A 24,641-nucleotide genomic window follows, 5' to 3' on the forward strand; every position below is an offset into this window, starting at 1 on the left:
GCCATGAATCCCCAGGCCTATCTCCTGCCGCTGTGCATCGGGCTGACCCTGGTCGGCCTGGTCGCCACCGTGATCACCTGGCGGACCAGCAAGCGGCGCGGCAAGGCCGTCCAGATGTTCGGGCTGGCGCTGTTGCCCGTCGGGCTCTACCTGACCGGTCTGTTGCTGCTGGTCTGGAACTTCGTGGCCGGGATCATCGCCTGGGCCTTTGCGCTGATCCTCGCCCCCGTGGTCTGGGTCGGCCTCGGCTTCGTCGGCCTGGCGATCGTGTTGTGGGTGATCGGCGGCATCGCGGCAGCACGGGCCGCGGCCAAGGCGCTTCCCGCGGGGACGGCCGACGCCGGCGCGGTCGCACCCGCGCCCCGGAGCTCGACCGCGCAGCCCGGCACGCCGCCGAAGAAGGCCGCGGGCGGCAAGCAGCCCGCCGATCCCGAGCTGGACGAGATCGAGGCCCTGCTCCGCAAGCGGGGGATCGAGTGAGGGTACGCGCGTGAGCGGCCGGGAACTCGGCGGCTACGACGAACGATTCGCCGACGACGACGGCTCGCCGGATGAGGTGGTACGCGACCGGCTGGTCGCGGCCGGCAGCGGCCGCCCCGAGGCCTACCTGGACGCGGTCGTCGCCCTGTGCGGCGCGCGGCTGCTCGTCCCCGTCCTTGCCGCCGGGGACGAGACGCTGACCCCCGATCCGAACCGGGAGGGCGATGTCTCCGCCGTCTTGCTGCAGCGACCGGACGGCGCTCGAGCCCTGCCGGTGTTCACGGGCAGCGACTCGGCGGCGGCCTGGCATCCGCAGGCCCGACCGATTCCCGCGACCCTGGACCGGGTTGCCCAGACCGCTCTCGCGGAGGGGGCGGGCACGGTGCTGGTCGATGTGGTCGGCCCGGCGCCCCTGACGATCGAGGGCGAGGTGCTCGGCGAACTCGCCCAGGGGCATCGACTGGTCCGTCTGCCCGACGGCTTCGGCTGGGCCCGCACCGCCCCGGCGGAGCCGACGGAATAGTCGCGGCCCGGCCCGCGTTCCACCCTTGTGGTCGCGCGATGTGAGATTCATCGCGCAAGCCGCTACCATTGACCGCGATCACCGACGGGTTGTCACCATCGGTGGTCCCACCGAACAAGCGGGGATCTGATCTCCCACCCGAGCGGCGCCACGACCACAGGTTGCGGAAGTTGCCGGGTCCACGGGTCGCGGGCGTTTGCCGTCCGCGCCCTCCGATCAGGCCTCCGCGGACGCGGGGGCCTTTCTTGGTTGCGCCAGGCGGTGGCGTAACCGGCAATCGTCCACGAGGAGGACACATCAGCACTGAACCGCGCATCAACGATCGCATCCGCGTCTCCGAGGTCCGACTGGTCGGCCCGGCTGGGGAGCAGGTGGGGATCGTTCGCATCGACGACGCTCTGCGGTTGGCCCGCGAGTCCGATCTCGACCTGGTCGAGGTCGCCCCGATGGCCCGTCCGCCGGTGGCGAAGCTCATGGACTACGGCAAGTTCAAGTACGAGAGTGCGCAGAAGGACCGCAACAGCCGGCGGAACCAGTCGAACACGGTGATCAAGGAGATGAAGCTCCGACCGAAGATCGACAGCCACGACTACGAGACCAAGAAGGGTCACGTGGTCCGGTTCCTGAAGGCGGGCGACAAGGTGAAGATCACGATCATGTTCCGCGGCCGGGAGCAGTCCCGCCCGGAGCTCGGCTTCAACCTGCTGAAGCGGCTGGCCGACGATGTCGAGGAGTTCGGCTTCGTCGAGTCCAATCCCAAGCAGGACGGCCGGAACATGCTGATGGTCCTCGGCCCGCACAAGAAGAAGTCGGAGGCCAAGGCCGACGTCGACGCCGATCGCGACCGCCGCGCGGCGGAGCGTACCGAGAGCGCCGAGGCCGAGCGCGTCGAGCTGGCCGAACGGCGCGAGAAGGTTGCCGCCGCCCCGGCGAAGAAGAAGAAAAAGGGTCCGGCCGACAACATGGACCCCGACATCGACCTGTAGGAACCGGTCGGCGCGAGCGCCGATCACAAGCAAGGCCGGTACGCCGGCCCTGGCAGCAGAAGGAGGGCCCACCATGCCCAAGATGAAGACGCATTCCGGTGCGAAGAAGCGGTTCCGGATCACCGGCTCGGGCAAGGTCATGCACCGCAAGGCCGGCAAGATGCACCTGAACGAGCACAAGCCGTCCACCCGGACCCGTCGTCTCGACGGCGATGCGGTGATGTCGACCGGCGACGCCAAGAAGGCCCGCAAGCTGCTCGGCAAGTGAGCCGCTGAACACCCCGTCCGCGCCCGACCGGCGCGACCAACTTCGTGCCGGCCCCCCCGGCGCCCCGACAAGGAGAGATCGACATGGCACGCGTGAAGCGTTCCGTCAACGCGCACAAGAAGCGCCGCGAGGTCCTGGAGCAGGCCTCCGGTTACCGCGGGCAGCGCTCGCGCCTGTACCGCAAGGCCAAGGAGCAGGTCACCCACTCGCTGGTCTACGCATACCGGGATCGTCGCGCCCGCAAGGCCGACTTCCGCAAGCTGTGGATCCAGCGGATCAACGCCGCCGTCCGCGCGGAGGGGATGACGTACAACCGGTTCGTCTCCGGCCTGAAGACCGCCGGCGTCGAGGTGGACCGCAAGATCCTCGCCGAGCTGGCCGTCAGCGACCCGAAGGCGTTCACCGCGCTGGTCGAGGTCGCCAAGGCCAACCAGGGCGTCCAGGCCGCCTGAGCCGCAGCCGTTGACTTCGTCGACCCCCGGGCCGATCGCACCCGCCTCCGCGGCGGAGCTGCGGTCGGCCCGTCGGTTGTCGGCGCGCAAGCAGCGTCGCGAGCGGGCGGAGTTCCTGGTCGAGGGTCCGCAGGCGGCCCGCGAAGCGCTCGCCGTACCCGGCCTGGTCTCGGCACTGTTCGCCACCAGCGAGGCGGCCGCCCGGCACGCAGATCTGATCGCGGCCGCGGACGCCGCGGGGGTACGCCTGCGTGCGGTCGATGATCAACAGCTCGCCCTGCTGGCGGACACCGTCCATCCCCAGGGCATCGTCGCGGTCGCTCGCAGCATCGGGACCGATCTCGTCACGGCCCTCGCCGGGGATCCGCGCCTGGTGGTGATCTGCGCGCAGATCCGCGATCCGGGCAATGCGGGCACGGTGATCAGATGCGCCGACGCGTTCGGTGCGGACGCGGTGATCATGACCGAGGGTTCGGTGGAGCTGACCAGCCCCAAGGTCGCCCGGGCCAGCGTCGGCAGCATCTTCCACCTGCCGATCGCGACCGGCGTACCCGTCGCGGATGCGATCGCCGCGTGCCGCGACCGCGGGCTCGCCGTCTACGCCGCCGACGGCTCCGCGGATCGCCGCACCGATCAACTCGCCGCCGACGGCGCACTTGCCCGGCCGACCGCGTGGCTGTTCGGCAACGAAGCATGGGGTCTGCCGCCGGCCGACGCGGCGCTCGCCGATGCGCGGGTCGCGGTGCCGATCCGCGGGTCCGCCGAGAGCCTCAATCTGGCGACCGCGGCCGCCGTCTGCCTCTACGCCTCGACCACCGCGCAGCACCCGACCGGTCGTTGATTCGCGTCAGGAACCTGCATGGCCGGCTCCAGGCGATCATGGAAGATCAATCGCTACCGAATCGACGCCGGTCGTCTTGTCGAGCTGGACTGACCAATCGCGTCCGACAGACTGACTATCGTCGGGGAATGAGCGCCGAACTGCCCGCCACGATGCCCGCGGTCGCGATGACCGACTCGCTGCCCGCGACCGACGACCGGTCGCTGGTCGACATCGAGGTCCCGGTGCCCCGGCCGGGTCCGCGCGATCTGCTCGTCGAGATCGCCGCGGTCGCGATGAACCCGGTGGACACCAAGATCCGCCGCTCGGCGGGCCGACAGGAGCCGCCGAAGATCCTCGGTTACGACGCCGTCGGGACCGTCCGGGAGGTCGGCGCCGAGGTTGCGTTGTTCTCCGTCGGCGACCGGGTCTGGTACGCCGGGGACCGAAACCGGCCGGGTAGCAATGCCGCGTACCAACTCGTCGACGAACGCATCGTCGGCACCGCGCCGGCCACGCTCTCGGACGCCGAGGCCGCGGCGGTCCCGCTGACCGCGATCACGGCCTGGGAGGCGCTGTTCGATCGGCTCCGGGTCGGGACCCAGACCACCGGCCGGCTGCTGGTGATGGGCGGAGCGGGCGGGGTCAGCTCCATGATCATCCAGCTCGCCCGGCGACTGACCGGGCTGACGGTGATCGGCACCGCGTCCCGCGAGGAGTCCGCCGAGTGGGTACGCGAACTGGGCGCCGACGCCGTGATCGATCATCGGCGCCCGCTCACCGAACAGATCGACGGGCCGGTCGACCTCGTCTTCTCGTCCCACAGCGACGGCCGGGCGGCGGAGTTCGCGCAGGTGCTCGCCCCGCAGGGTTCGCTGGTGTTGATCGACGACCCGGCCGAGTTCGACGTCCGTGCGTTCAAGGCCAAATCGATCACGGTCTGCTGGGAGTCGATGTTCACCCGGCCGACGTTCGCCACCGCGGATCTGGTCCGGCAGCACGAGATCCTGGACCGGGTCGCCCGGCTGATCGACGACGGCACGCTTCGCACCACCCTGGCCGAGACGGTCGACGGCATCACGGCCGCGAACCTGCGGGCGGCGCACGCCCGCATCGAGGCCGGCGACGCCGTCGGCAAGCTCGTCCTGCTGCGCTGAGCGGTCGCGCGGGGCCCTGGCTGCACCCGGGTGTGCAGAATGGTTGTCATGACCACCTGCGACGCACCCGAGGACCGGTACGCGACGGACCCGCTGGGCGTCGCCGAGGCCGACCGGTTGGCCGAGGTGATGCAGGGGCTGGCCTCGCCGGTCCGGCTCCGGCTGCTCGGGGTGCTGCGATCCGGGCCGGCGACCGTGACCGAGTTGTGCGTGGCGATCGACGCCGGGCAGGCATCGGTGTCCAATCACCTGCGGCTGATGCGCCATCTCGGGCTCGTGGTCGGCGAGCGCGAGGGACGCCGGGTCCGCTACCGGCTGTTCGACGATCACGTCTCCGCGGTCTACGACGAGGCGGTACGCCACCTCGGTCACCTGCGCTCCCAGCCCTGAGCGGCGACGCGCGCCCGGCGCCCGAAACCCGCACGCCGCCCCGGCGCGCATTCCCTAGACTGGCCGGCGCAGAACCACCCGAAGGAGTCTCCTTGACCAGTCCGAACGACAACGAGCCGGCGCCGCCCGCCGCGCTCGACGCCGCGAGCGTCGAGCGCCTGGTCGCGGAGGCGGAGGCCGCGTTCGCCGCGGCCGGCAGCACCGCCGAGCTCAAGGCCGCCCGGATCGCCCACACCGGCGACCGTTCGGCGCTCGCCCTGGCCAACCGGGAAATCGGATCCCTCCCTCCGGCCGATCGCAAGGACGCCGGCCGCCGGATCGGCCAGGCCCGCGGTCGTGTCAATGCGGCCCTGGCCTCCCGCGAGGCCGAGATCGTCGAGACCGAGCTGGCGCAGCGGCTGGCCGACGAGCGGGTGGACGTCACGCTGCCGGTCGAGCTCGGCCCGCAGGGTGCCGCGCATCCGGTCACGGCGCTGATCGACAAGATCGCCGACGTCTTCGTCGCGATGGGCTGGGAGATCGCCGAGGGCCCGGAGGTCGAGTCGGAGTGGATGAACTTCGATGCGCTCAATCTGCACCCCGACCACCCGGCGCGCGCCGAACAGGACACGCTCTTCGTCGAGCCCAGGGATCGCAGTCTGGTGCTGCGGACCCATACCTCCCCGGTCCAGCTTCGCGCGCTGTTGGAGCGGCCCTTGCCGGTCTACGTCGTCGCGCCCGGCAAGGTCTACCGCGCCGACGAACTCGACGCGACCCACCTCCCGGTCTTCCACCAGGTCGAGGGGCTGGTCGTCGACGAGGGCATCACGCTCGGTCACCTGATGGGCGCGCTGGAGCACTTCGCCCGCGAGATGTTCGGTGACATCCGGCTGCGGTGGCGACCCGACTACTTCCCGTTCACCGAGCCGAGCGTCGAGGTGGACCTGGAGTGCTTCGTCTGTCACGGCGAGTCGGTGGGCAATCCTGACCGACCGTGCCGGACCTGCCGGTCGGAGGGCTGGATCGAGTGGGGCGGCAGCGGCGTGGTCAACCCGCGGGTGCTGGCGGCCGCCGGTGTCGACACCGATCGTTACACCGGGTTCGCGTTCGGGATGGGCATCGAGCGCACATTGATGTTCCGCAACGGAGTGGAGGACATGCGCGACATGGCCGAGGGCGATGTGCGATTCAGCCGTTCGCTGGTCGGGGAGGCACGATGAGGGCGCCGATCGGCTGGATTCGTGAGTACGCCGACCTGCGCGATGATCTTGATCCCGTGGAGCTGCGCGAGCAGTTGACCCGCGGCGGGCTGGAGGTCGAGGCCATCGATCGCGCCGGTGCCGATGTCACCGGGCCGGTGGTGGTCGGTCGCGTGGAGTCCTTCACCGACGAGCCCCAGAAGAACGGCAAGATCATCCGCTGGTGCGCCGTCGACGTGGGGGAGTACAACGCGACATCCGAGGTCACCGGCGGTGGCCCGCGGGGGATCGTCTGCGGCGCGCACAACTTCGCCGCGGGCGACCTGGTGGTGGTGGCGCTGCCCGGTGCCGTGCTGCCCGGCGATTTCGCGATCTCGGCACGCAAGACCTACGGGCACATCTCGGACGGGATGATCTGCTCGGCTCGCGAGCTCGGCCTGGGCGACGAGCACGAGGGCATCCTCGTGCTGCCGCCCACCGATGATCATGGTGTCGCGCTGCGCCCCGGTCAGGACGCGGCCGATGCCCTGCGCCTGCGCGAGGACGTGCTCGACGTTGCGGTCACGCCGGATCTGGCGTACTGCCTGTCGATCCGCGGGATCGCCCGGGAGGCCGCGTTGGCCAACGACGTGACGTTCACCGACCCGGTCGAGCAGCCGGTGCCGGCCGAGACCGCCGGCGGCTGGCCGGTTCGGCTGGAGACCCCGAAGGCCTCGCTCTACACGATGATCACCGTCGACGGCATCGACCCGACCAGGCCGACGCCGCAGTTCATCACCCGGCGCCTCCAGCTCTCCGGGGTACGCCCGATCTCGCTGACCGTCGACGTCACCAACTATGTGATGTTGGAGATCGGCCAGCCGCTGCACGCCTTCGATGCCGACAAGGTGGCGGGCGCGATCGTGGTCCGGGAAGCCGCAGCCGGGGAGCGGTTGACCACGCTCGACGACAAGGACCGCGAGCTGCAGCCCGGTGATCTGTTGATCACCGACGACTCCGGTCCGATCGGTCTCGCCGGCGTGATGGGCGGGGCCAGTACCGAGATCTCCGATGCGAGCACGCGCGTGATCATCGAGTCGGCCGTGTTCGACCGGATCCAGGTGGGGCGTACCTCGCGTCGGCTCAAGCTGGTCTCGGAGGCCTCGCGCCGGTTCGAGCGCGGGATCGACGCCGACGCGGCCTATGCGGCCGCGCTCCGCGCCGCCGATCTCCTGACCACCCACGGGGGCGGGTCCGTGACCGGCACGACGGTGGTCGGCAAGGTCGCGCCGATGCCGGCCCAGCGGATCGACGCGACGCTGCCCGGACGGGTGTTGGGCGCTCCGATCGGCACCGGCGAGGTGATCGACATCCTCGAGCGCAGCGGCGTCGAGGTGACCGCGCTGGGCGACTCACTGAGTCTTGTCCCGCCCACCTGGCGCGGCGACCTGATCGATCCGTTCGACTACGTCGAGGAGGTCGGGGCCAAATGGGGCGTCGACCGGATCGAGCCGGTCGTGCCGACGGCCCCGGTCGGGCGCGGTCTGACCCGTGGTCAGCGCGGGCGGCGCGCGGTGAACCGTGCCGCCATCGCCGCCGGCTTCGTCGAGGTGCTCAGCTTCCCGTTCATCTCGGTCGAGGACCTGGACCGGCTGGGGGTGCCCGACGACGATCCGCGCCGCGATCTCGTCACCCTGGCCAACCCGCTGTCGGACCGCCAGCCCAACCTGCGCAGCAGCCTGCTGCCCGGCCTGTTCGGCGCGGTCGCCCGCAACACCAGCCGTTCCAATGACGACCTCGCCCTGTTCGAGACCGGCACCGTCTTCACCGGCGCTGCCCGGCCGAGCGCGCCGGTGCCGCCGGTCGATCGCCGGCCCTCCGATGCCGAGCTGTCCGCGCTGGCGGCCGCGCTGCCGGACCAGCCCTGGCACTTCGCCGGGGTCCTGACCGGTCAGTGGGACCCGCCGGGCTGGACCGGGCCCGCCCGGCCGGTCGGGTGGCAACACGCCGTCGCGCTCGCCGAGTTGGCAGCACGCTCCGTCGGGGTGCGGCTGGACCGCCGGGCCGCCGAGCAGGCGCCCTGGCACCCGGGTCGCTGTGCGGCGCTGCTGGTCGGCGAGGAGGTGATCGGGTACGCGGGCGAGCTGCATCCGAGCGTGATCGCGGCCTACGGGCTGCCGGAGCGTACCTGTGCCGTCGAACTGGATCTCGATCGGCTGCTCGCGCATGCGCCCGCGCTCGGTGTGGTCACGCCGGTATCGGGTCATCCGGTCGCGAAGGAGGATGTTGCGCTCGTCGTGGACGAGGAGATCACCGCGGCGCAGGTGCAGCGGGCCCTGGCCGCCGGCGCCGGCGAGTTGTTGGAGTCGGTGCGACTGTTCGACATCTATCGCGGCCCTCAGGTCGGCGATGGCCGGAAGTCGTTGGCGTACGCCCTGCGGTTCCGGGCACCGGACCGGACGCTGACCGACGCCGAGGCCGCGCAGGCGCGCGACGCCGCGGTGGCCCGGGCAGCCGAGGAGACCGGGGCCGTGCAACGCGCCTGAGCCGCCGGGTCGGTCGAGCGGCCGGCACCTGCCCTCGTGTCGTCAGTTATCGCCCCCTGGCGGGGTCGGCAGGCGGCGATACCTCACGAAGAGAGGGTGGGTCTTGGCGGGTAGCCACCGGCCCGTCGGACGGGTCGGGGCATCATGAGGCATGGACATTTCCGTCGCGCTCGACTTCGCTGCCGCCAACCACCGTGCCGTGCTCGGCACCCGGCGACGCGATGGCGGACCCCAGCTCTCGCCGGTGGTCGCGGGGGTGATCGACGGTGCCCTGGTGGTGTCGAGCCGCGCCGGCCTGGCCAAGGTCAGCAATCTTCGCCGTGACCCCGCGGCGACTCTGTTGATCATGACCGACGCCTTCTTCGGCCCGTGGGTCCAGGTCGAGGGCCCGGCGACCATCCGTGATCAGTCCGATCCGCGCACGCTCGGCCTGCTGGAGGACGTGTACCGCTCGATCGCCGGCGAACACCCCGACTGGGCCGACTATCGGCGAGCCATGATCGAGGAGGACCGGGTGGTGATCGAGATCCGTCCGGAGCGCGCGGCCGGCGTACCTCCCCGGGGGTGACGTCTCGTCAACGATCCGTCGGGTCGGACAAACCCATCAACCGCGCGCCGTTGCGCCAGAGCACGGTGCGCAGCCAGTCCTCGCCGTGGTCTAACCGGACCAGCGACTCGATCTGGTGGGCGTAGGGGTAGGGGATGTTGGGGAAATCGCTGCCGAGCGCGACGCGATCGGCCAGCTCGGCCAGGCGCCCGGCGTACCCGGATGGCATCGGCCAACGCGCCTGCGTGAAATCGGTCCCGACCATCGTGGTGTCGAGATGTACGCGCGGATGGCGCTCGACCAGGTCGGCGAACGCGTGGTACTCCGGCAGCCCCGCGTGCGCGATCACGAGCACCAGATCGGGAAAGCGATCAAGGACCCGGGCGATCGGCGAAACCCCGGTGAAGGCTCCCGGCTGCGGGCCGGAACCGCAATGGATGACGATCGGTACGCCCGTCGCCTGCAACTGTTCCCAGCACGGATCCAGCAACGGGTCGTCGGGCGCGAAGGCACCCACCTGCACATGCATCTTGATCAAGCGGGCGCCGGCGGCGAGTGCCCGGGCCAGATAGTCCGGTGCGTCCGGCTCCGGGTAGAGGGTGGCCGAGTGCACGGCATCGGGTACCCGCGCGGCGAAATCGGCACACCACTCGTTGAGCCAGCGGGCCATTCCCGGCTTGTGCGGATAGGTGAGTGAGGGGATGGCGCGCAAACCGAGTCGGCGCGCGATGCGCAGCCGGTCGGGCTCGGGTAGGCGATACTGGATCGGCCAGGGGCGACCGAGGCGTTCGCCGGCCGTGTCGAAGTAGGCCCAGACCTTGTCCAGCATCCGCTCGGGCAGGAAGTGCACGTGGATGTCGGCCAGGCCGGGAATGCCGAGCTCGCGGCAGAACCGGGGAAGCTGCTCGTCGGTGAGGGGCACGGCCCGATCCTAGTTCGTGGAATAACTATTCCGCGTATGGCATAATCATCCGCATGACGTTCCGAGTGGCGGTGGCCGGGTGCACGGGGTACGCCGGAGGCGAGGCGCTGCGCCTGTTGTTGTCGCACCCCGATGCCGAGATCGGCGCCCTGACCGCGGGCTCGTCCGCCGGGTCGCGGCTGGCCGAGCACCAGCCCCACCTGCGGCCGCTGGCCGGGCGTACCGTCGCCGAGACCTCCGCGCAGAACCTGGCCGGGCACGATGTGGTGATCATGGCGCTGCCCCACGGCACCTCGGGGGCACTGGCGGCCGAGCTGCCGGACGACGTGCTGGTGATCGACTGCGGGGCGGATCACCGGCTGGCCGACCCGGCCGCCTGGCAGCAGTTCTACGGCAGCCCGCACGCCGGAAGCTGGCCCTACGGGCTGCCCGAGTTGCCGGGCCAGCGCGACAAACTCGCCGGCGCTCGCCGGATCGCCGTGCCCGGCTGCTATCCGACCACCGCGACGCTCGCGCTGCTGCCCGGCCTGACCTCCGGCCTGATCGACGGGCGCGATGTCGTGGTGGTCGCCGCGAGCGGTCCGTCCGGCGCCGGCCGGGCGCCCAAGCCGCACCTGCTCGGCGCCGAGCTGATGGGCTCGGCTTCGGCCTACGGCGTCGGCGGGGTGCACCGGCACGTCCCCGAGCTGCGGCAGAACCTCACGGCGCTGGGCGCCGAGGATCCATCCGTCTCGTTCACCCCGGTGCTGGTGCCGATGGCCCGGGGCATCCTCGCGACCTGCACCGCTCCCGTCGCGCGGCCCACCGATGCCGAGGAGGTACGCCGGGCCTGGCGCGACGCCTTCGCCGACGAGCCGTTCGTCGAGCTGCTCGACGAGGGCGCCTGGCCACAGACCCAGCACGTCATCGGCTCGAACGCGGTACACGTCCAGGTCGCGCTCGACGAGGCCGCCGGCCGGATCGTCGCGGTCGCCGCGCTGGACAACCTGACCAAGGGCACCGCGGGTGGAGCCGTGCAGTGCCTGAATCTGGCGCTCGGGCTGCCGGAGCGTACCGGCCTGAGCACGATCGGGGTCGCGCCATGAGCGTCACCGACCCGGTCGGGTTCACCGCCGCCGGGGCGACCGCGGGCCTCAAACCGAGCGGGCGCCCCGATCTCGCCGTGGTGCACAACACCGGACCGGAGGACAGCGCCGCCGCCGTCTTCACCGGCAACCGGTTCCCGGCCGCCCCCGTCACCGTCTCCCGCGCGCACGCGGCCGACGGGCACCTGCGCGCCGTGGTGCTGAACTCCGGGGGCGCCAACGCCTGCACCGGCGAGCAGGGACTGGACGACGCCCGGGCGATGGCCGCCGCGACCGGTGCCGCGCTCGGCCTGCCCGCCGACGCGGTCGCCGTGTGTTCCACCGGCCTGATCGGCCAGTTGATCGATCTTCGCCTGGTCGGACCCGGCATCGCGAGCGCGGCCCGCGCGCTCGCCGCCGACGGCGGGCCCGCTGCGGCGGAGGCGATCATGACGACCGACACCGTGCCGAAGCAGGCTCGCGCCGGCCGGGACGGCTGGTCGATCGGCGGGATGGCCAAGGGCGCGGGGATGCTCGCGCCCGGCCTGGCCACCATGCTGGTCGTGCTGACCACCGACGCATCGGTCCCGCCCGATGCGCTGGCCGCCGCGCTGCAGACCGCCTGTCGGGTGACCTTCGACCGGGCCGATTCCGACGGCTGCATGTCGACCAACGACACCGTCATCGCGCTGGCCAACGGAGCGTCGGGCATCGTCCCCGACCCCGGTGTGTTCGCCACCGCGTTGACCGAGGTCTGCGCCGACCTCGCGCGGCAGTTGATCGCCGACGCCGAGGGCGCGTCCCACGAGATCGCGATCACGGTCGTGAATGCCGCGAGCGAGGACGAGGCCGTGACCGCCGCCCGCGCGGTTGCCCGGTCCAACCTCTTCAAGTGTGCGGTCTTCGGCAACGACCCGAACTGGGGAAGGGTGTTGTCGGCACTCGGCACCACCGATGTCGCCTTCTCACCCGAGGACGTCGACGTGTCCTTCAACAAGATCACCGTCTGCCGTGGCGGCGCGATCGGCGAGGACCGTGCGCTGGTCGACCTGTCGGGCCGTTCGGTCGAGGTCGGGGTGGATCTGCGGGCCGGGTCGAGCACGGCCACCGTGCTGACCAACGATCTCACCTACGACTACGTCAAGGAGAATGCGGAGTACTCGACATGAACGAGCTGACCCTGGTCGAGAAGGCCGCCATCCTGACCGAGGCGCTGCCGTGGCTGGAGACCTATGCCGGCAAGACCATCGTGATCAAGTACGGCGGCAATGCCATGATCAACGAGGATCTGAAACGCGCGTTCGCCCAGGACGTGGTCTTCATGCGCCGCTGCGGGCTGTTCCCGGTCGTCGTGCACGGCGGCGGGCCGCAGATCTCGGCGATGCTGCAGCGGCTCGGCATCCCGAGCGAGTTCCGCGGCGGCCTGCGGGTGACCACCCCCGAGGTGATGGACGTCGTCCGGATGGTGCTGGTCGGTCAGGTCGGCCGGGACCTGGTCGGGTTGATCAACTCCCAGTCCACCCTGGCGGTCGGAATGTCGGGGGAGGACGGCGGGCTGTTCACCGCGACCCGGCGTACCGCCAGCGTCGACGGGCAGGAGGTCGATCTCGGACTGGTCGGCGACGTCACCGGGGTACGCACCGAGGCGATCGGCGGCCTGCTGGCGGCGGGCCGGATCCCGGTGGTGGCGAGCATCGCCCCCGACGCCGAGGGCATGGTGCACAACATCAATGCCGACAGTGCGGCCGCGGCATTGGCGGTCGCGCTCGGGGCGGAGCGGCTGGTCATCCTCACCGACGTCGAGGGGTTGTACGCCGACTGGCCCAACTCGGCCGACATCGTCAAGGAGATGCCGGCCTCCAGGCTGCGCGAACTCTTGCCCAGTCTCGAATCGGGCATGTTGCCGAAGATGGAGGCGTGTCTGCGCGCGGTCGAGGGCGGCCTCAGCCGGGCGACGATCAGCGACGGCCGGGTCGCGCACGCGCTGCTGCTGGAGATCTTCACCAATGCCGGCATCGGGACCATGATCACCCGCGACGGGATGATCCGGCTTGGCAGCCGGGTGTTCTCCGCCGAGACCGGCATCCCGCAACACGAGTACTACAACGGAGGAGCACCGTGACCGACCTCGTTCCGCCCCAGGTGGGCAGCGCCACGGTGCTGCGCGGCTACGCCGACGCGATGATCAACGCTTTCGGTACGCCGAAGCGCGTCTTCGTGCGCGGCGAGGGTTGTCAGGTCTGGGATGCCGACGGCCGCCGCTACACCGACCTGCTGTCCGGGCTCGCGGTGAATGCGCTCGGCCATGCCCACCCGACGGTGCTGGCGGCGATCACCGGCCAGTTGAGCACGCTGGGTCACGTCTCCAACTTCTTCGCCACCCCGGCCCAGGTCGCCCTCGCCCAGCGGCTCACCGAGCTTGCGGGCGAGGACGCCCGGGTCTTCTTCACCAACTCGGGCAGCGAGGCCAACGAGGCGGCGTTCAAGATCACCCGGATGACCGGCCGGAGCCGGATCGTCGCCGCCGAGGGTTCCTTCCACGGACGCACCATGGGCGCGCTGGCGCTGACCCACAATCCGAAGTACCGCGACCCGTTCGCGCCGTTGCCGGGCGACGTGACCTTCGTGCCCTACGGCGACGCCGACGCGCTTGCCGCAGCCGTCGACGACACCGTCGCCGCGGTGGTGCTGGAGCCGATCCAGGGCGAGAACGGCATCGTGGTCCCGCCCGCGGGCTATCTGGCCGCCGCGCGCGAGATCACCGCGCGACACGGCTCGCTGCTCTGGCTGGACGAGGTGCAGACCGGCATCGGGCGGGCCGGTGAGTGGTTCGCTCATTCCGCGGAGTCGGTCACGCCGGACCTGATCACGATCGCCAAGGGGCTCGGCAACGGGTTCCCGATCGGCGCGTGCCTGGCGCTCGGCCCCGCCGCGGGACTGCTGCAGCCCGGATCGCACGGCAGCACCTTCGGCGGCAATCCGGTGGCCGCCGTGGCGGGGCTGGCGGTCCTCGGCGTGATCGAGCGCGACGGCCTGTTGGAGCGTTCCCGGGCCGCCGGCGATCGGTTGGCCGACGCGCTGGCCGCGCTGGCGCACCCGCTGATCGCGCAGGTACGCGGGCGCGGCCTGCTGCGCGGCATCGTGCTGAACGCGCCGATCGCGGCCGCGGTCAGCGATGCCGCCCTCGATGCGGGCTTCGTGATCAACGCACCGCGGCCGGACGTGCTGCGCCTCGCGCCGCCGTTGATCATCTCCGATGCGGAGCTGGACGGGTTCGTCGCGGCCCTGCCCGGCCTGCTCGACGCGCACGAGGCGGCCGCATGACCAGGCACTTCCTCGCCAACGACGACCTGAGCGCGGCCGAGCAGGCGCGCGCGCTGGATCTGGCCGCGGAGCTCGCCGCCGACCCCTACGCGTACCGCCCGTTCGACGGCCCGCGCTCGGTGGCGATCATCTCCGACAAGCCGACCCTGCGCACGCAGCTCTCGTTCCAGGTCGGGATTGCCGACCTCGGCGGCAATGCCGTGATGGTGGACGGCAACCTCGCCGGCATCGGCACCCGGGAGTCGATCCCGGACTCGGCCCGGGTGCTCGGCCGTCAGGTCGCCCAGATCGTCTGGCGCACCGGCGCGCACGAGCGGATCGAGGAGCTCGCGACCCATGCCGGCGTACCGGTGATCAACGCGCTCACCGACGCCCACCACCCGTGCCAGGTGCTCGCCGACCTGCTCACCCTGGCCCAGCACCGGGGCGACGGCAGCGCGGCGTCGCTGCGCGGGATACGGATGACCTATCTGGGCGACGGCGGCAACAACATGGCCCACTCCTACGCGCTGGCGTGCGCGCTGGCGGGGATGCGGTTGGCGATCGCGGCACCGGAGGGCTACCACCCCGACCCGGACATCCTGGTTCGGGCGCAGGCGATCGCCGCCGAGACCGGCGGGGCGGTGTCGGTGACCGACGAGCCGGGCGCGCACGGCGCCGACGCGGTCGTCACCGACACCTGGCTGTCGATGGGCCAGGACGGCGCGGAGGAGCGCGCGCGGGTGTTCTCGCCGTACGCCGTCACCGCGGAGCTGATGGCCCAGGCGCCCGACGCCGTCGCGCTGCACTGCCTGCCGGCCTACCGCGGCAAGGAGATCGCCGCCGAGGTGCTGGATGGGCCGAGGTCGCTGGTCTGGGACGAGGCGGCCAACCGCCGTCCGGCGCAGAAGGCGATCATGATCATGCTCGACGAATGGGCGGGGGAGCAATGAGCGTACCGATCACCACGAAGGCCGCCCGGCAGAGCCTGATCGTCACGCTCGTCGGCTCGCGGCTCATCCGCTCCCAGGCCGAGCTGGCCGAACTGCTCGGCCAACACGGCATCGAGGTGAGCCAGGGCACGCTGTCGAAGGATCTGCTGGAGGTCGGCGCAACCCGGATCCGCGCCGCCGAGGGGCAGTTGATCTATGCGGTGCCGGGCGAGGGCGGCGACCGCTCGGTCGTGGCGGGAGAGTCCGATGCGTTCGACAAGAAGCTGGCGCGGGTCTGTGAGGAGGTCCTGGTCTCCGCGGACGCCTCGGCCAATCTCGCTGTGTTGCGTACCCCGCCGGGGGCCGCGCAGTACTTCGCCTCCGCGATCGATCACGCCGCCTGGCCGGAGATCCTCGGCACCATCGCCGGTGACGACACGATCCTGGTGATCAGCCGGGACCCGGTGGGTGCGGCCGCGCTGGTGGAGCGCTTCGTGGCCCTGCGTCCGGCCGACGGCCGTCGCCCTGCGGGTGACGGGGACTGATCACTGCCCGGCGCGGGCCGCTAGCGTCGCCCGTACCGAGCCACCGACCGACGCGGGCAGCAGTGCTCGCGGGACCCGAGGAGATTTGCATGCCAGCCGACGCCACCGCGACGCCGGAGCCGAACCGCGCGCCCGATGCCGGCGCGGCCGGACAGGGGCGGCTGTGGGGTGGCCGGTTCGCCGGCGGCCCCGCGGAGGCCATGTTCGAGCTGAGCAGGTCGACGCAGTTCGACTGGCGGCTCGCCCGCCACGACCTCGCCGGCTCGCGCGCGCACGCCCGCGCGCTGCACGCGGCCGGGCTGCTCACCGCCGACGAGCTGGCGGGCCTGCTGCGCGGGATCGACGAGCTCGATGCCCGGGTCGCCTCCGGGGAGTTCGGGCCCGCGCCCACCGATGAGGATGTGCACGGAGCGCTGGAGCGAGGGCTGATCGAGATCGTCGGCGCCGAGCTCGGCGGCCGACTGCGGGCCGGGCGGTCCCGCAACGATCAGATCGCGACGCTGATCCGGCTCTATCTGCGCGAGGAACTCACGGTGATCGCCGATGGCGTGCTCGCCGTGATCGCCGCCCTGACCGCCCAGGCGCAGGACCTGCTCGGCGTACCGATGCCGGGGCGTACCCATCTGCAGCACGCGCAGCCGGTGCTCGTCTCCCACCATCTGCTGGCCCATGCCTGGCCGTTGCTGCGCGATCTGCAACGGATCGCGGACCTGCGCGGGCGGCTGGACGAGAGCCCATACGGCTCGGCAGCCCTGGCCGGGACCTCGCTCGGGCTGGACCCGGAGGCCGTCGCCGCCGACCTCGGCTTCGCCGGTTCGGTCGCCAATTCGATCGACGGCACCGCCGCTCGCGACCTGACCGCGGAGGCGGCCTACGTGCTCGCGCAGATCGGGGTCGACCTGTCGCGGATCAGCGAGGAAGTGATCTTGTGGAGCACGCACGAGTTCGGCTTCGTCACGCTGGACGATGCCTGGTCCACCGGGTCGAGCATCATGCCGCAGAAGAAGAACCCGGATGTCGCCGAGCTCGCCCGGGGCAAGGCGGGCCGGCTGATCGGCAATCTGACCGGTCTGCTCGCCACCCTCAAGGGCCTGCCGTTGGCGTACAACCGCGATCTGCAGGAGGACAAGGAGCCGATCTTCGACGGCATCGACCAGTTGCGCATCCTGCTGCCGGCGGTCGCCGGCCTGCTGGGCACGCTGACCTTCCACCGCGACCGGTTGGCAGCCCTCGCGCCGCAGGGGTTCTCGCTGGCCACCGATCTCGCCGACTGGCTGGTGCGGCGCCGGGTGCCGTTTGCGCGCGCCCACGAGATCGCCGGCGAGGCGGTACGCCTGTGCGAGGCCCGGGGGATCGAGCTGACCGACCTGACCGCCACCGATCTCGCCGAGATCTCACCAGAACTCGACGCGGAGGTGCTGGAGGTGCTCACGGCGCCCGGTGCGATCGCTGCCCGCAGCGGGCGCGGCGGCACCGCCCCGGCCCGGGTCGAGGAGCAATTGGCCGAGGTGGCGGAACTGGCCGCCCGGTTGCGCGCCGAAACCGGATTGCCGGCAGACGGCGCCGGTCGGGCAGGATGACGGCCGTGAGCACTGTGTACGACGAACTGTCCTGGCGCGGCCTGATCGCCAATTCCACCGAGCCGGAGGCGCTGTCCGCGGCGCTGGCCGGCGACCCGCTCACCTTCTATGTCGGGTTCGACCCGACCGCGCCGAGCATTCACATGGGCAATCTGGTGCAGTTGACAATTGCCCGTCGCCTGCAGGCGGCGGGACACCGGCCGCTGCTGCTGGTCGGCGGGTCGACGGGACTGATCGGGGATCCGAAGGACTCCGGCGAGCGCACTCTCAACGCGCCCGAGGTGGTGGCCGAGTGGGTGGCACGCATCCAGGGGCAGGTCTCCTCGCTGATCGATCTCGGGGGCGACAACCCCGCGCGGTTGGTGAACAACCTGGACTGGACCGCGGGCCTGTCGGTGCTGGACTTCTTGCGCGATGTCGGCAAACACTTCCCGGTGAACCGGATGCTGGCCCGTGACGTCGTGCGCAACCGGCTCGAGGACGGCATCTCCTACACCGAGTTCTCCTACGTGTTGTTGCAGTCGTTGGACTACCTCGAGCTCTTCCGCCGCTACGGATGCACCCTGCAGTTCGGCGGCAGCGACCAGTGGGGCAACATCACGGCCGGCGCCGAGCTGGTCCGGCGGGTGACCGGCGAGCGGGTGCACGCGATGGCGAGCCCGTTGCTGACCAAGGCCGACGGCACGAAGTTCGGCAAGACCGAATCCGGCACGGTCTGGCTCGACCCGAATCTGACCAGCCCGTACGCCTTCCACCAGTTCTTCCTCAATGCCGAGGACGCCAAGGTGATCGAGTACCTGAAGGTGTTCTCCGACCGGGATGCCGACGAGATCGGTCAGTTGGAGGTCGACACCGCCGAGCGGCCGCACGAGCGCCGGGCCCAACATGCCCTGGCAGACGATGTGACGACGCTGGTTCACTCGGCGCAGGAAACCGAGGCTGCCAACGCTGCCGCGCAGGCCCTGTTCGGACGCGGGGAACTGGGTGCCCTGTCCGCCGCGACCCTGGACAGCGTGCTGACCGAGATCGGTGCACCGGTCGTGGAGCGGCCCGAGCTGCCGACCGTCGCCGACGCCTTTGAACTCGCCGGGGTGGTCGGCAGCAAGTCGCAGGCCCGGCGGATGGTTGCCGAGGGTGGGGCGTACCTGAACAACGAGCGGGTGGCCGATGCCGACCGTCGGCTCGGCCCCGACGACCTCCTCCATGGGCGGTACGCCGTCCTCCGCCGCGGCCGCAAGACGGTCGGCGGCCTCCGATTTGCCCAGCGCGTGGCGGGCGCGTAATCTCGCCATCCGCCTCGACGGAACCGGGCAACCGGGACCACGGCGGCGAGAGTTGACAAGGGTCGGCTCAACCCGTACAGTAGGCAAAGCCCAATGAGGCGGTTGCGCTCGGCGCGACGGCGTGGGCACCACCCGATGAGCGAGGGGTAAGGCGTGCGTCCAGTCTGGACCCGCTGAGGCCCGCCGCAGCGGTGCGCCTCCCGGTGAGAGTCCGGATCGGCCGAGTTGACAGAGCTCGACGAGGCCGGTAGAGTAGGCCAAGCCTTCTGAGGCAGAAAGCTCCTGAGGAGCACAGCCAGAAGGCACCAACCGCGAGAAGACAACGGGATACGTGCGCGTCCTGGACAGGATCCACGAGCACCCGGGGTTCGAACGACGGTCGGACCGAGGCCGCAGAGCGGATTTGACTCCGCCGAGCAGCCCCAATAAAGTAAGTCGAGTTGCCCCAAGCGGAGATCGAAAGATCGAAGCGCGGAGCGCGAGCGAAACTTGAGAACTCAACAGCGTGCTTAAAAGTCAATGCCAAGCAATGCATTTACCTCGTCAGTCGTGACGATCCGGCTTGCCGGAGAGTGACGACGATGAGTTCCTTTGATGAATGATATGGGTCCTGTTTCCTTGGACCCGGTCAGGCATCTCGAAGTTGACTTCCGCATCACCTCGCGTGATGTGGGCCAAATTTCAACGGAGAGTTTGATCCTGGCTCAGGACGAACGCTGGCGGCGTGCTTAACACATGCAAGTCGAACGGTAAGGCCCCTTCGGGGGTACACGAGTGGCGAACGGGTGAGTAACACGTGAGCAACCTGCCCTTGACACTGGGATAAGCGATTGAAAAGTCGTCTAATACCGGATACGACCCACACAGGCATCTGAGTGGGTGGAAAGCTCCGGCGGTCAAGGATGGGCTCGCGGCCTATCAGCTTGTTGGTGAGGTAACGGCTCACCAAGGCTTCGACGGGTAGCCGGCCTGAGAGGGCGACCGGCCACACTGGGACTGAGATACGGCCCAGACTCCTACGGGAGGCAGCAGTGGGGAATATTGCGCAATGGGCGAAAGCCTGACGCAGCAACGCCGCGTGCGGGATGACGGCCTTCGGGTTGTAAACCGCTTTCAGCTCCGACGAAGCTAACGTGACGGTAGGAGCAGAAGAAGCACCGGCCAACTACGTGCCAGCAGCCGCGGTAATACGTAGGGTGCGAGCGTTGTCCGGAATTATTGGGCGTAAAGAGCTTGTAGGCGGTCTGTCGCGTCGGAAGTGAAAACTCAGGGCTTAACCCTGAGCCTGCTTCCGATACGGGCAGACTAGAGGAAGGTAGGGGAGAACGGAACTCCTGGTGGAGCGGTGGAATGCGCAGATATCAGGAAGAACACCGGTGGCGAAGGCGGTTCTCTGGACCTTTCCTGACGCTGAGAAGCGAAAGCGTGGGGAGCAAACAGGCTTAGATACCCTGGTAGTCCACGCCGTAAACGGTGGGCACTAGGTGTGGGACTCATTCCACGAGTTCCGTGCCGTAGCTAACGCATTAAGTGCCCCGCCTGGGGAGTACGGCCGCAAGGCTAAAACTCAAAGGAATTGACGGGGGCCCGCACAAGCGGCGGAGCATGTGGATTAATTCGATGCAACGCGAAGAACCTTACCTGGGTTTGACATATACCGGAAACATCTGGAGACAGGTGCCCCGCAAGGTCGGTATACAGGTGGTGCATGGCTGTCGTCAGCTCGTGTCGTGAGATGTTGGGTTAAGTCCCGCAACGAGCGCAACCCTCGTCCTATGTTGCCAGCGGATAATGCCGGGGACTCATAGGAGACTGCCGGGGTCAACTCGGAGGAAGGTGGGGATGAGGTCAAGTCATCATGCCCCTTATGTCCAGGGCTTCACACATGCTACAATGGCTGGTACAAAGGGCTGCGAGACCGCAAGGTTTAGCGAATCCCAAAAAGCCAGTCTCAGTTCGGATTGGGGTCTGCAACTCGACCCCATGAAGTCGGAGTCGCTAGTAATCGCAGATCAGCAACGCTGCGGTGAATACGTTCCCGGGCCTTGTACACACCGCCCGTCAAGTCATGAAAGTCGGTAACACCCGAAGCCGGTGGCCCAACCCTTGTGGAGGGAGCCGTCGAAGGTGGGACTGGTGATTAGGACTAAGTCGTAACAAGGTAGCCGTACCGGAAGGTGCGGCTGGATCACCTCCTTTCTAAGGAGCCCATTGGCGACACGATGTGTCGTCCAAGCGCTTCGTACCGAGTCGTTCGTTCTCGGCGAGGCAGGCTACGGAATGTGGAACATTGACCATTAAGCCGAGTCGAAGCATCGCGTCAGTACAACCCGGGCCCTCGTGGCACAGGAGTGGAACCTCGCGGAGCGGAGCTCGGCCCGGGCACGCTGTTGGGTCCTGAAGGGTCGGTCGCGTCAGCAACCACTCTTCGCGGACCAGGTATGGGAGGCCGGCAACGGCCGAACACCTGGTACCGCCCGTATCTTGAGAACTTCACAGTGGACGCGAGCATCTTTGTAGTAACAACAAGCTACTAAGGGCGATCGGTGGATGCCTAGGCACCAAGAGCCGATGAAGGACGTTGTAACCTGCGATAAGCCCCGGGGAGCTGGTAAACAAGCTTCGATCCGGGGATCTCCGAATAGGGAAACCTCGAAGGAAACCGGAGTCATGTCCGGCGACCCCTGCCTGAACACATAGGGCAGTGGGAGGGAACGTGGGAAAGTGAAACATCTCAGTACCCACAGGAAGAGAAAACAACAGTGATTCCGTAAGTAGTGGCGAGCGAACGCGGAAGAGGCCAAACCGCATCTGTGTGATAGCTGACAGGCGTTGCAGTTGCGGTGTTGAGGGGCCGTCCAGACCAGGCTGTCGACTGGTCAGGGAGTCATAAATGATCTCAGAAGACGAAGAACTCTGGGAAGGTTCGGCACAGAAGGTAATACCCCTGTAGTCGTAATGTGATCACTCTCGGACGTCACCCCAAGTAACACGGTACCCCTGAAATACCATGTGAATCTGGCGGGACCACCCGCTAAGCCTAAATACTCCTTGGTGACCGATAGCGGACCAGTACCGTGAGGGAAAGGTGAAAAGTACCCCGGGAGGGGAGTGAAATAGTACCTGAAACCGATCGCCTACAAACCGTCGGAGCCCTACGGGGTGACGGCGTGCCTTTTGAAGAATGAGCCTGCGAGTTAGTGGTATGTGGCGAGGTTAACCCGTGTGGGGAAGCCGTAGCGAAAGCAAGTCCGAACAGGGCGACTGAGTCGCATGCCCTAGACCCGAAGCGGAGTGATCTATCCATGGCCAGGGTGAAGCGACGGTAAGACGTCGTGGAGGCCCGAACCCACTTCAGTTGAAAATGGAGGGGATGAGCTGTGGATAGGGGTGAAAGGCCAATCAAACTCCGTGATAGCTGGTTCTCCCCGAAATGCATATAGGTGCAGCGTCGCATGTTTCTTGCCGGAGGTAGAGCACTGGATAGTCTAGGGGGCCCACAAGCTTACCGAAATTAACCAAACTCCGAATGCCGGCAAGTCAAAGTGCGGCAGTGAGACTGTGGGGGATAAGCTTCATAGTCGAGAGGGAAACAGCCCAGATCACCAGCTAAGGCCCCTAAGCGATTGCTAAGTGGAAAAGGATGTGGAGTTGCGCAGACAACCAGGAGGTTGGCTTGGAGGCAGCCACCCTTGAAAGAGTGCGTAATAGCTCACTGGTCAAGTGATTCCGCGCCGACAATTTAGCGGGGCTCAAGCAATCCGCCGAAGCTGTGGCATTCACGTACTAGCCCGGTACTTGTACCCAGGCGCGTGAATGGGTAGGGGAGCGTCGTGTGCGCGAAGAAGCGGCGGGGTGACCCAGCCGTGGAGAGCACACGAGTGAGAATGCAGGCATGAGTAGCGAATGACGGGTGAGAAACCCGTCCGCCGAATATCCAAGGGTTCCAGGGTCAAGCTAATCTGCCCTGGGTGAGCCGGGACCTAAGGCGAGGCCGACAGGCGTAGTCGATGGACAACGGGTTGATATTCCCGTAGCCGGCTTGTGAACGACCCTGCCGAGGCAGGTAATGCTAAGCACGGAAGGTCGTCGGATGTCTTCGGACGGATGACGACTGACTCTGCGACCCAAACTTGTATTAGGCAAGCTGCGGAGTGACGCAGGAAGGTAGCCCAACCCGGGCGATGGTTGACCCGGGCCAAGTGCGTAGGGCGAGGCGTAGGCAAATCCGCGCCTCACGTGCCCGAGACAGGATGGCTCGGCGGCATACGTGCCGTCGGGTGGGTGATCCTAAGCTGCCTAGAAAAGCTTCGTGAGCGAGTTCACCGGCCGCCCGTACCCCAAACCGACACAGGTGGATAGGTAGAGAATACCAAGGCGATCGAGATAATCATGGTTAAGGAACTCGGCAAAATACCCCCGTAACTTCGGAAGAAGGGGGGCCGGATACGTGTAAGGGTTCGCCCCTGAAGCGTTGATGGCCGCAGAGACCAGGCCCAAGCGACTGTTTACCAAAAACACAGGTCCGTGCCAAGTCGTAAGACGATGTATACGGACTGACTCCTGCCCGGTGCTGGAAGGTTAAGGGGAAGCGTTAGTTTCGGCGAAGCGCTGAACTTAAGCCCCAGTAAACGGCGGTGGTAACTATAACCATCCTAAGGTAGCGAAATTCCTTGTCGGGTAAGTTCCGACCTGCACGAATGGAGTAACGACTTGGGCGCTGTCTCGACCATGAACTCGGTGAAATTGCACTACGAGTAAAGATGCTCGTTACGCGCAGCAGGACGGAAAGACCCCGGGACCTTTACTACAGTTTGGTATTGGTGATCGGTGCAACTTGTGTAGGATAGGTGGGAGACTTTGAAGCGGCCACGCCAGTGGTCGTGGAGTCAATGTTGAAATACCACTCTGGTTGTTCTGGTTATCTAACCTAGATCCGTTATCCGGATCAGGGACAGTGCCTGATGGGTAGTTTGACTGGGGCGGTCGCCTCCCAAAAGGTAACGGAGGCGCCCAAAGGTTCCCTCAGCCTGGTTGGCAATCAGGTGTTGAGTGTAAGTGCACAAGGGAGCTTGACTGTGAGAGAGACATCTCAAGCAGGGACGAAAGTCGGGACTAGTGATCTGACGGTGGCATGTGGAAGCGCCGTCACTCAACGGATAAAAGGTACCCCGGGGATAACAGGCTGATCTTGCCCGAGCGTCCATAGCGACGGCATGGTTTGGCACCTCGATGTCGGCTCGTCGCATCCTGGGGCTGGAGTCGGTCCCAAGGGTTGGGCTGTTCGCCCATTAAAGCGGCACGCGAGCTGGGTTCAGAACGTCGTGAGACAGTTCGGTCCCTATCCGCTGCGCGCGTAGGAGTCTTGAGAAGAGCTGTCCTTAGTACGAGAGGACCGGGACGGACTAACCTCTGGTGTGCCAGTTGTTCTGCCAAGAGCACGGCTGGTTGGCTACGTTGGGAAGTGATAACCGCTGAAAGCATCTAAGCGGGAAGCACGCTTCAAGATGAGGGCTCCCACTCCTTGTGAGTTAAGGTCCCCGGAAGACCACCGGGTTGATAGGTCGGATGTGGAAGTGCAGTAATGCGTGGAGCTGACCGATACTAATAGACCGAAGGCTTGTCATTACAAAGATGCTACGCGTCCACTGTGGGGTTCCCGAGATACGGTCGGGAACATCCGATC

General features: G+C 68.1%; 20 protein-coding genes and 2 rRNA genes. 21 read left to right on the plus strand and 1 reads right to left on the minus strand.

The annotated features are described in order from the left end of the window. Positions 1 to 3: 3 nt before the first annotated feature. From GGQ54_RS14840 to GGQ54_RS14890, 11 genes are all read left to right on the plus strand, one after another. On the plus strand, positions 4 to 480 hold the full coding sequence (locus GGQ54_RS14840) for a hypothetical protein (RefSeq protein WP_179446061.1): 477 nt from the start codon (positions 4 to 6) through the stop codon (positions 478 to 480). Positions 481 to 490: 10 nt separating this feature from the next. Then, positions 491 to 1,003, plus strand: coding sequence for an SseB family protein (locus tag GGQ54_RS14845; RefSeq protein ID WP_343045980.1), 513 nt, complete (start codon positions 491 to 493; stop codon positions 1,001 to 1,003). A gap of 245 nt (positions 1,004 to 1,248) precedes the next feature. Then, positions 1,249 to 1,989, plus strand: coding sequence for a translation initiation factor IF-3 (infC, locus tag GGQ54_RS14850; protein ID WP_179446062.1), 741 nt, complete (start codon positions 1,249 to 1,251; stop codon positions 1,987 to 1,989). Between the two features lie 73 nt (positions 1,990 to 2,062). Next, entirely contained in the window at positions 2,063 to 2,257 is a 195-nt protein-coding gene (gene rpmI / locus GGQ54_RS14855) for a 50S ribosomal protein L35 (protein ID WP_179446063.1), read from the plus strand. An 83-nt stretch (positions 2,258 to 2,340) separates the two neighbouring features. Then, positions 2,341 to 2,709, plus strand: a complete 369-nt coding sequence (rplT, locus tag GGQ54_RS14860; protein WP_179446064.1) for a 50S ribosomal protein L20 — start codon at positions 2,341 to 2,343, stop codon at positions 2,707 to 2,709. 10 nt (positions 2,710 to 2,719) lie between these two features. After that, positions 2,720 to 3,550, plus strand: coding sequence for a TrmH family RNA methyltransferase (locus GGQ54_RS14865; RefSeq protein ID WP_179446065.1), 831 nt, complete (start codon positions 2,720 to 2,722; stop codon positions 3,548 to 3,550). A 128-nt stretch (positions 3,551 to 3,678) separates the two neighbouring features. Further along, on the plus strand, positions 3,679 to 4,686 hold the full coding sequence (locus GGQ54_RS14870; protein ID WP_246292658.1) for a zinc-binding alcohol dehydrogenase family protein: 1,008 nt from the start codon (positions 3,679 to 3,681) through the stop codon (positions 4,684 to 4,686). A 48-nt stretch (positions 4,687 to 4,734) separates the two neighbouring features. Beyond that, a complete protein-coding gene (locus GGQ54_RS14875; protein WP_179446066.1) occupies positions 4,735 to 5,076 on the plus strand; it encodes an ArsR/SmtB family transcription factor in 342 nt (113 codons plus the stop codon). A 92-nt stretch (positions 5,077 to 5,168) separates the two neighbouring features. After that, positions 5,169 to 6,275 (plus strand): phenylalanine--tRNA ligase subunit alpha, encoded by a 1,107-nt coding sequence (gene pheS / locus GGQ54_RS14880; RefSeq protein WP_179446067.1) that lies wholly within the window; start codon positions 5,169 to 5,171, stop codon positions 6,273 to 6,275. Next, positions 6,272 to 8,779 carry a phenylalanine--tRNA ligase subunit beta gene (gene pheT, locus GGQ54_RS14885; protein WP_179446068.1) on the plus strand — a complete coding sequence of 836 codons (2,508 nt, stop codon included), beginning with the start codon at positions 6,272 to 6,274 and terminating at the stop codon, positions 8,777 to 8,779. The genes pheS and pheT overlap by 4 nt, the downstream gene beginning before the upstream one ends. A gap of 151 nt (positions 8,780 to 8,930) precedes the next feature. Further along, positions 8,931 to 9,347 carry a PPOX class F420-dependent oxidoreductase gene (locus GGQ54_RS14890; RefSeq protein ID WP_179446069.1) on the plus strand — a complete coding sequence of 139 codons (417 nt, stop codon included), beginning with the start codon at positions 8,931 to 8,933 and terminating at the stop codon, positions 9,345 to 9,347. Positions 9,348 to 9,354: 7 nt separating this feature from the next. Here GGQ54_RS14890 and GGQ54_RS14895 read toward each other — a convergent pair whose 3' ends face one another. Continuing rightward, positions 9,355 to 10,248 carry an amidohydrolase family protein gene (locus GGQ54_RS14895; protein ID WP_179446070.1) on the minus strand — a complete coding sequence of 298 codons (894 nt, stop codon included), beginning with the start codon at positions 10,246 to 10,248 and terminating at the stop codon, positions 9,355 to 9,357. Between the two features lie 53 nt (positions 10,249 to 10,301). Between GGQ54_RS14895 and argC the strand changes: the two genes are divergently transcribed. The 10 genes from argC to GGQ54_RS14945 all read left to right on the plus strand — a co-directional run bounded on the left by argC (position 10,302) and on the right by GGQ54_RS14945 (position 24,583). Further along, complete coding sequence (gene argC, locus GGQ54_RS14900; protein ID WP_179446071.1) at positions 10,302 to 11,333, plus strand: N-acetyl-gamma-glutamyl-phosphate reductase; 1,032 nt, start codon at positions 10,302 to 10,304, stop codon at positions 11,331 to 11,333. Further along, positions 11,330 to 12,481 (plus strand): bifunctional glutamate N-acetyltransferase/amino-acid acetyltransferase ArgJ, encoded by a 1,152-nt coding sequence (gene argJ, locus GGQ54_RS14905; RefSeq protein ID WP_179446072.1) that lies wholly within the window; start codon positions 11,330 to 11,332, stop codon positions 12,479 to 12,481. The genes argC and argJ overlap by 4 nt, the downstream gene beginning before the upstream one ends. Beyond that, positions 12,478 to 13,434: an acetylglutamate kinase gene (gene argB / locus GGQ54_RS14910; protein WP_179446073.1), complete on the plus strand. Its 957-nt coding sequence runs from the start codon at positions 12,478 to 12,480 to the stop codon at positions 13,432 to 13,434. Before argJ ends, argB begins: the two co-directional genes overlap by 4 nt. Further along, the gene (locus GGQ54_RS14915; protein WP_179446074.1) at positions 13,431 to 14,636 is read left to right on the plus strand and encodes an acetylornithine transaminase; all 1,206 of its coding nucleotides are present in this window, start codon (positions 13,431 to 13,433) and stop codon (positions 14,634 to 14,636) included. Before argB ends, GGQ54_RS14915 begins: the two co-directional genes overlap by 4 nt. Beyond that, entirely contained in the window at positions 14,633 to 15,568 is a 936-nt protein-coding gene (gene argF / locus GGQ54_RS14920; protein ID WP_179446075.1) for an ornithine carbamoyltransferase, read from the plus strand. Before GGQ54_RS14915 ends, argF begins: the two co-directional genes overlap by 4 nt. Further along, entirely contained in the window at positions 15,565 to 16,092 is a 528-nt protein-coding gene (locus GGQ54_RS14925; protein WP_179446076.1) for an arginine repressor, read from the plus strand. The genes argF and GGQ54_RS14925 overlap by 4 nt, the downstream gene beginning before the upstream one ends. A gap of 89 nt (positions 16,093 to 16,181) precedes the next feature. Continuing rightward, a complete protein-coding gene (gene argH, locus GGQ54_RS14930) occupies positions 16,182 to 17,672 on the plus strand; it encodes an argininosuccinate lyase (protein ID WP_179446077.1) in 1,491 nt (496 codons plus the stop codon). A gap of 5 nt (positions 17,673 to 17,677) precedes the next feature. Further along, a complete protein-coding gene (gene tyrS / locus GGQ54_RS14935; RefSeq protein ID WP_179446078.1) occupies positions 17,678 to 18,955 on the plus strand; it encodes a tyrosine--tRNA ligase in 1,278 nt (425 codons plus the stop codon). A gap of 681 nt (positions 18,956 to 19,636) precedes the next feature. Then, a 16S ribosomal RNA gene (locus tag GGQ54_RS14940) occupies positions 19,637 to 21,154 on the plus strand. A 324-nt stretch (positions 21,155 to 21,478) separates the two neighbouring features. After that, positions 21,479 to 24,583, plus strand: a 23S ribosomal RNA gene (locus tag GGQ54_RS14945). The 16S and 23S rRNA genes sit together here, the layout of an rRNA operon. Positions 24,584 to 24,641: the final 58 nt, after the last annotated feature.

It is taken from the genome of Naumannella cuiyingiana (genome assembly GCF_013408305.1).
GTDB lineage: Bacteria > Actinomycetota > Actinomycetes > Propionibacteriales > Propionibacteriaceae > Naumannella > Naumannella cuiyingiana.

Excerpts from the sequence above, each read along its gene's own strand:
- argB (WP_179446073.1), top strand. The coding sequence starts at position 12,478 with ATGAACGAGCTGACCCTGGTCGAGAAGGCCGCCATCCTGACCGAGGCG.
- GGQ54_RS14925 (WP_179446076.1), top strand. The coding sequence starts at position 15,565 with ATGAGCGTACCGATCACCACGAAGGCCGCCCGGCAGAGCCTGATCGTC.
- GGQ54_RS14870 (WP_246292658.1), top strand. The coding sequence starts at position 3,679 with ATGAGCGCCGAACTGCCCGCCACGATGCCCGCGGTCGCGATGACCGAC.
- GGQ54_RS14840 (WP_179446061.1), top strand. The coding sequence starts at position 4 with ATGAATCCCCAGGCCTATCTCCTGCCGCTGTGCATCGGGCTGACCCTG.
- argC (WP_179446071.1), top strand. The coding sequence starts at position 10,302 with ATGACGTTCCGAGTGGCGGTGGCCGGGTGCACGGGGTACGCCGGAGGC.
- argF (WP_179446075.1), top strand. The coding sequence starts at position 14,633 with ATGACCAGGCACTTCCTCGCCAACGACGACCTGAGCGCGGCCGAGCAG.
- GGQ54_RS14890 (WP_179446069.1), top strand. The coding sequence starts at position 8,931 with ATGGACATTTCCGTCGCGCTCGACTTCGCTGCCGCCAACCACCGTGCC.
- pheT (WP_179446068.1), top strand. The coding sequence starts at position 6,272 with ATGAGGGCGCCGATCGGCTGGATTCGTGAGTACGCCGACCTGCGCGAT.
- rpmI (WP_179446063.1), top strand. The coding sequence starts at position 2,063 with ATGCCCAAGATGAAGACGCATTCCGGTGCGAAGAAGCGGTTCCGGATC.
- rplT (WP_179446064.1), top strand. The coding sequence starts at position 2,341 with ATGGCACGCGTGAAGCGTTCCGTCAACGCGCACAAGAAGCGCCGCGAG.
- argJ (WP_179446072.1), top strand. The coding sequence starts at position 11,330 with ATGAGCGTCACCGACCCGGTCGGGTTCACCGCCGCCGGGGCGACCGCG.
- argH (WP_179446077.1), top strand. The coding sequence starts at position 16,182 with ATGCCAGCCGACGCCACCGCGACGCCGGAGCCGAACCGCGCGCCCGAT.
- GGQ54_RS14875 (WP_179446066.1), top strand. The coding sequence starts at position 4,735 with ATGACCACCTGCGACGCACCCGAGGACCGGTACGCGACGGACCCGCTG.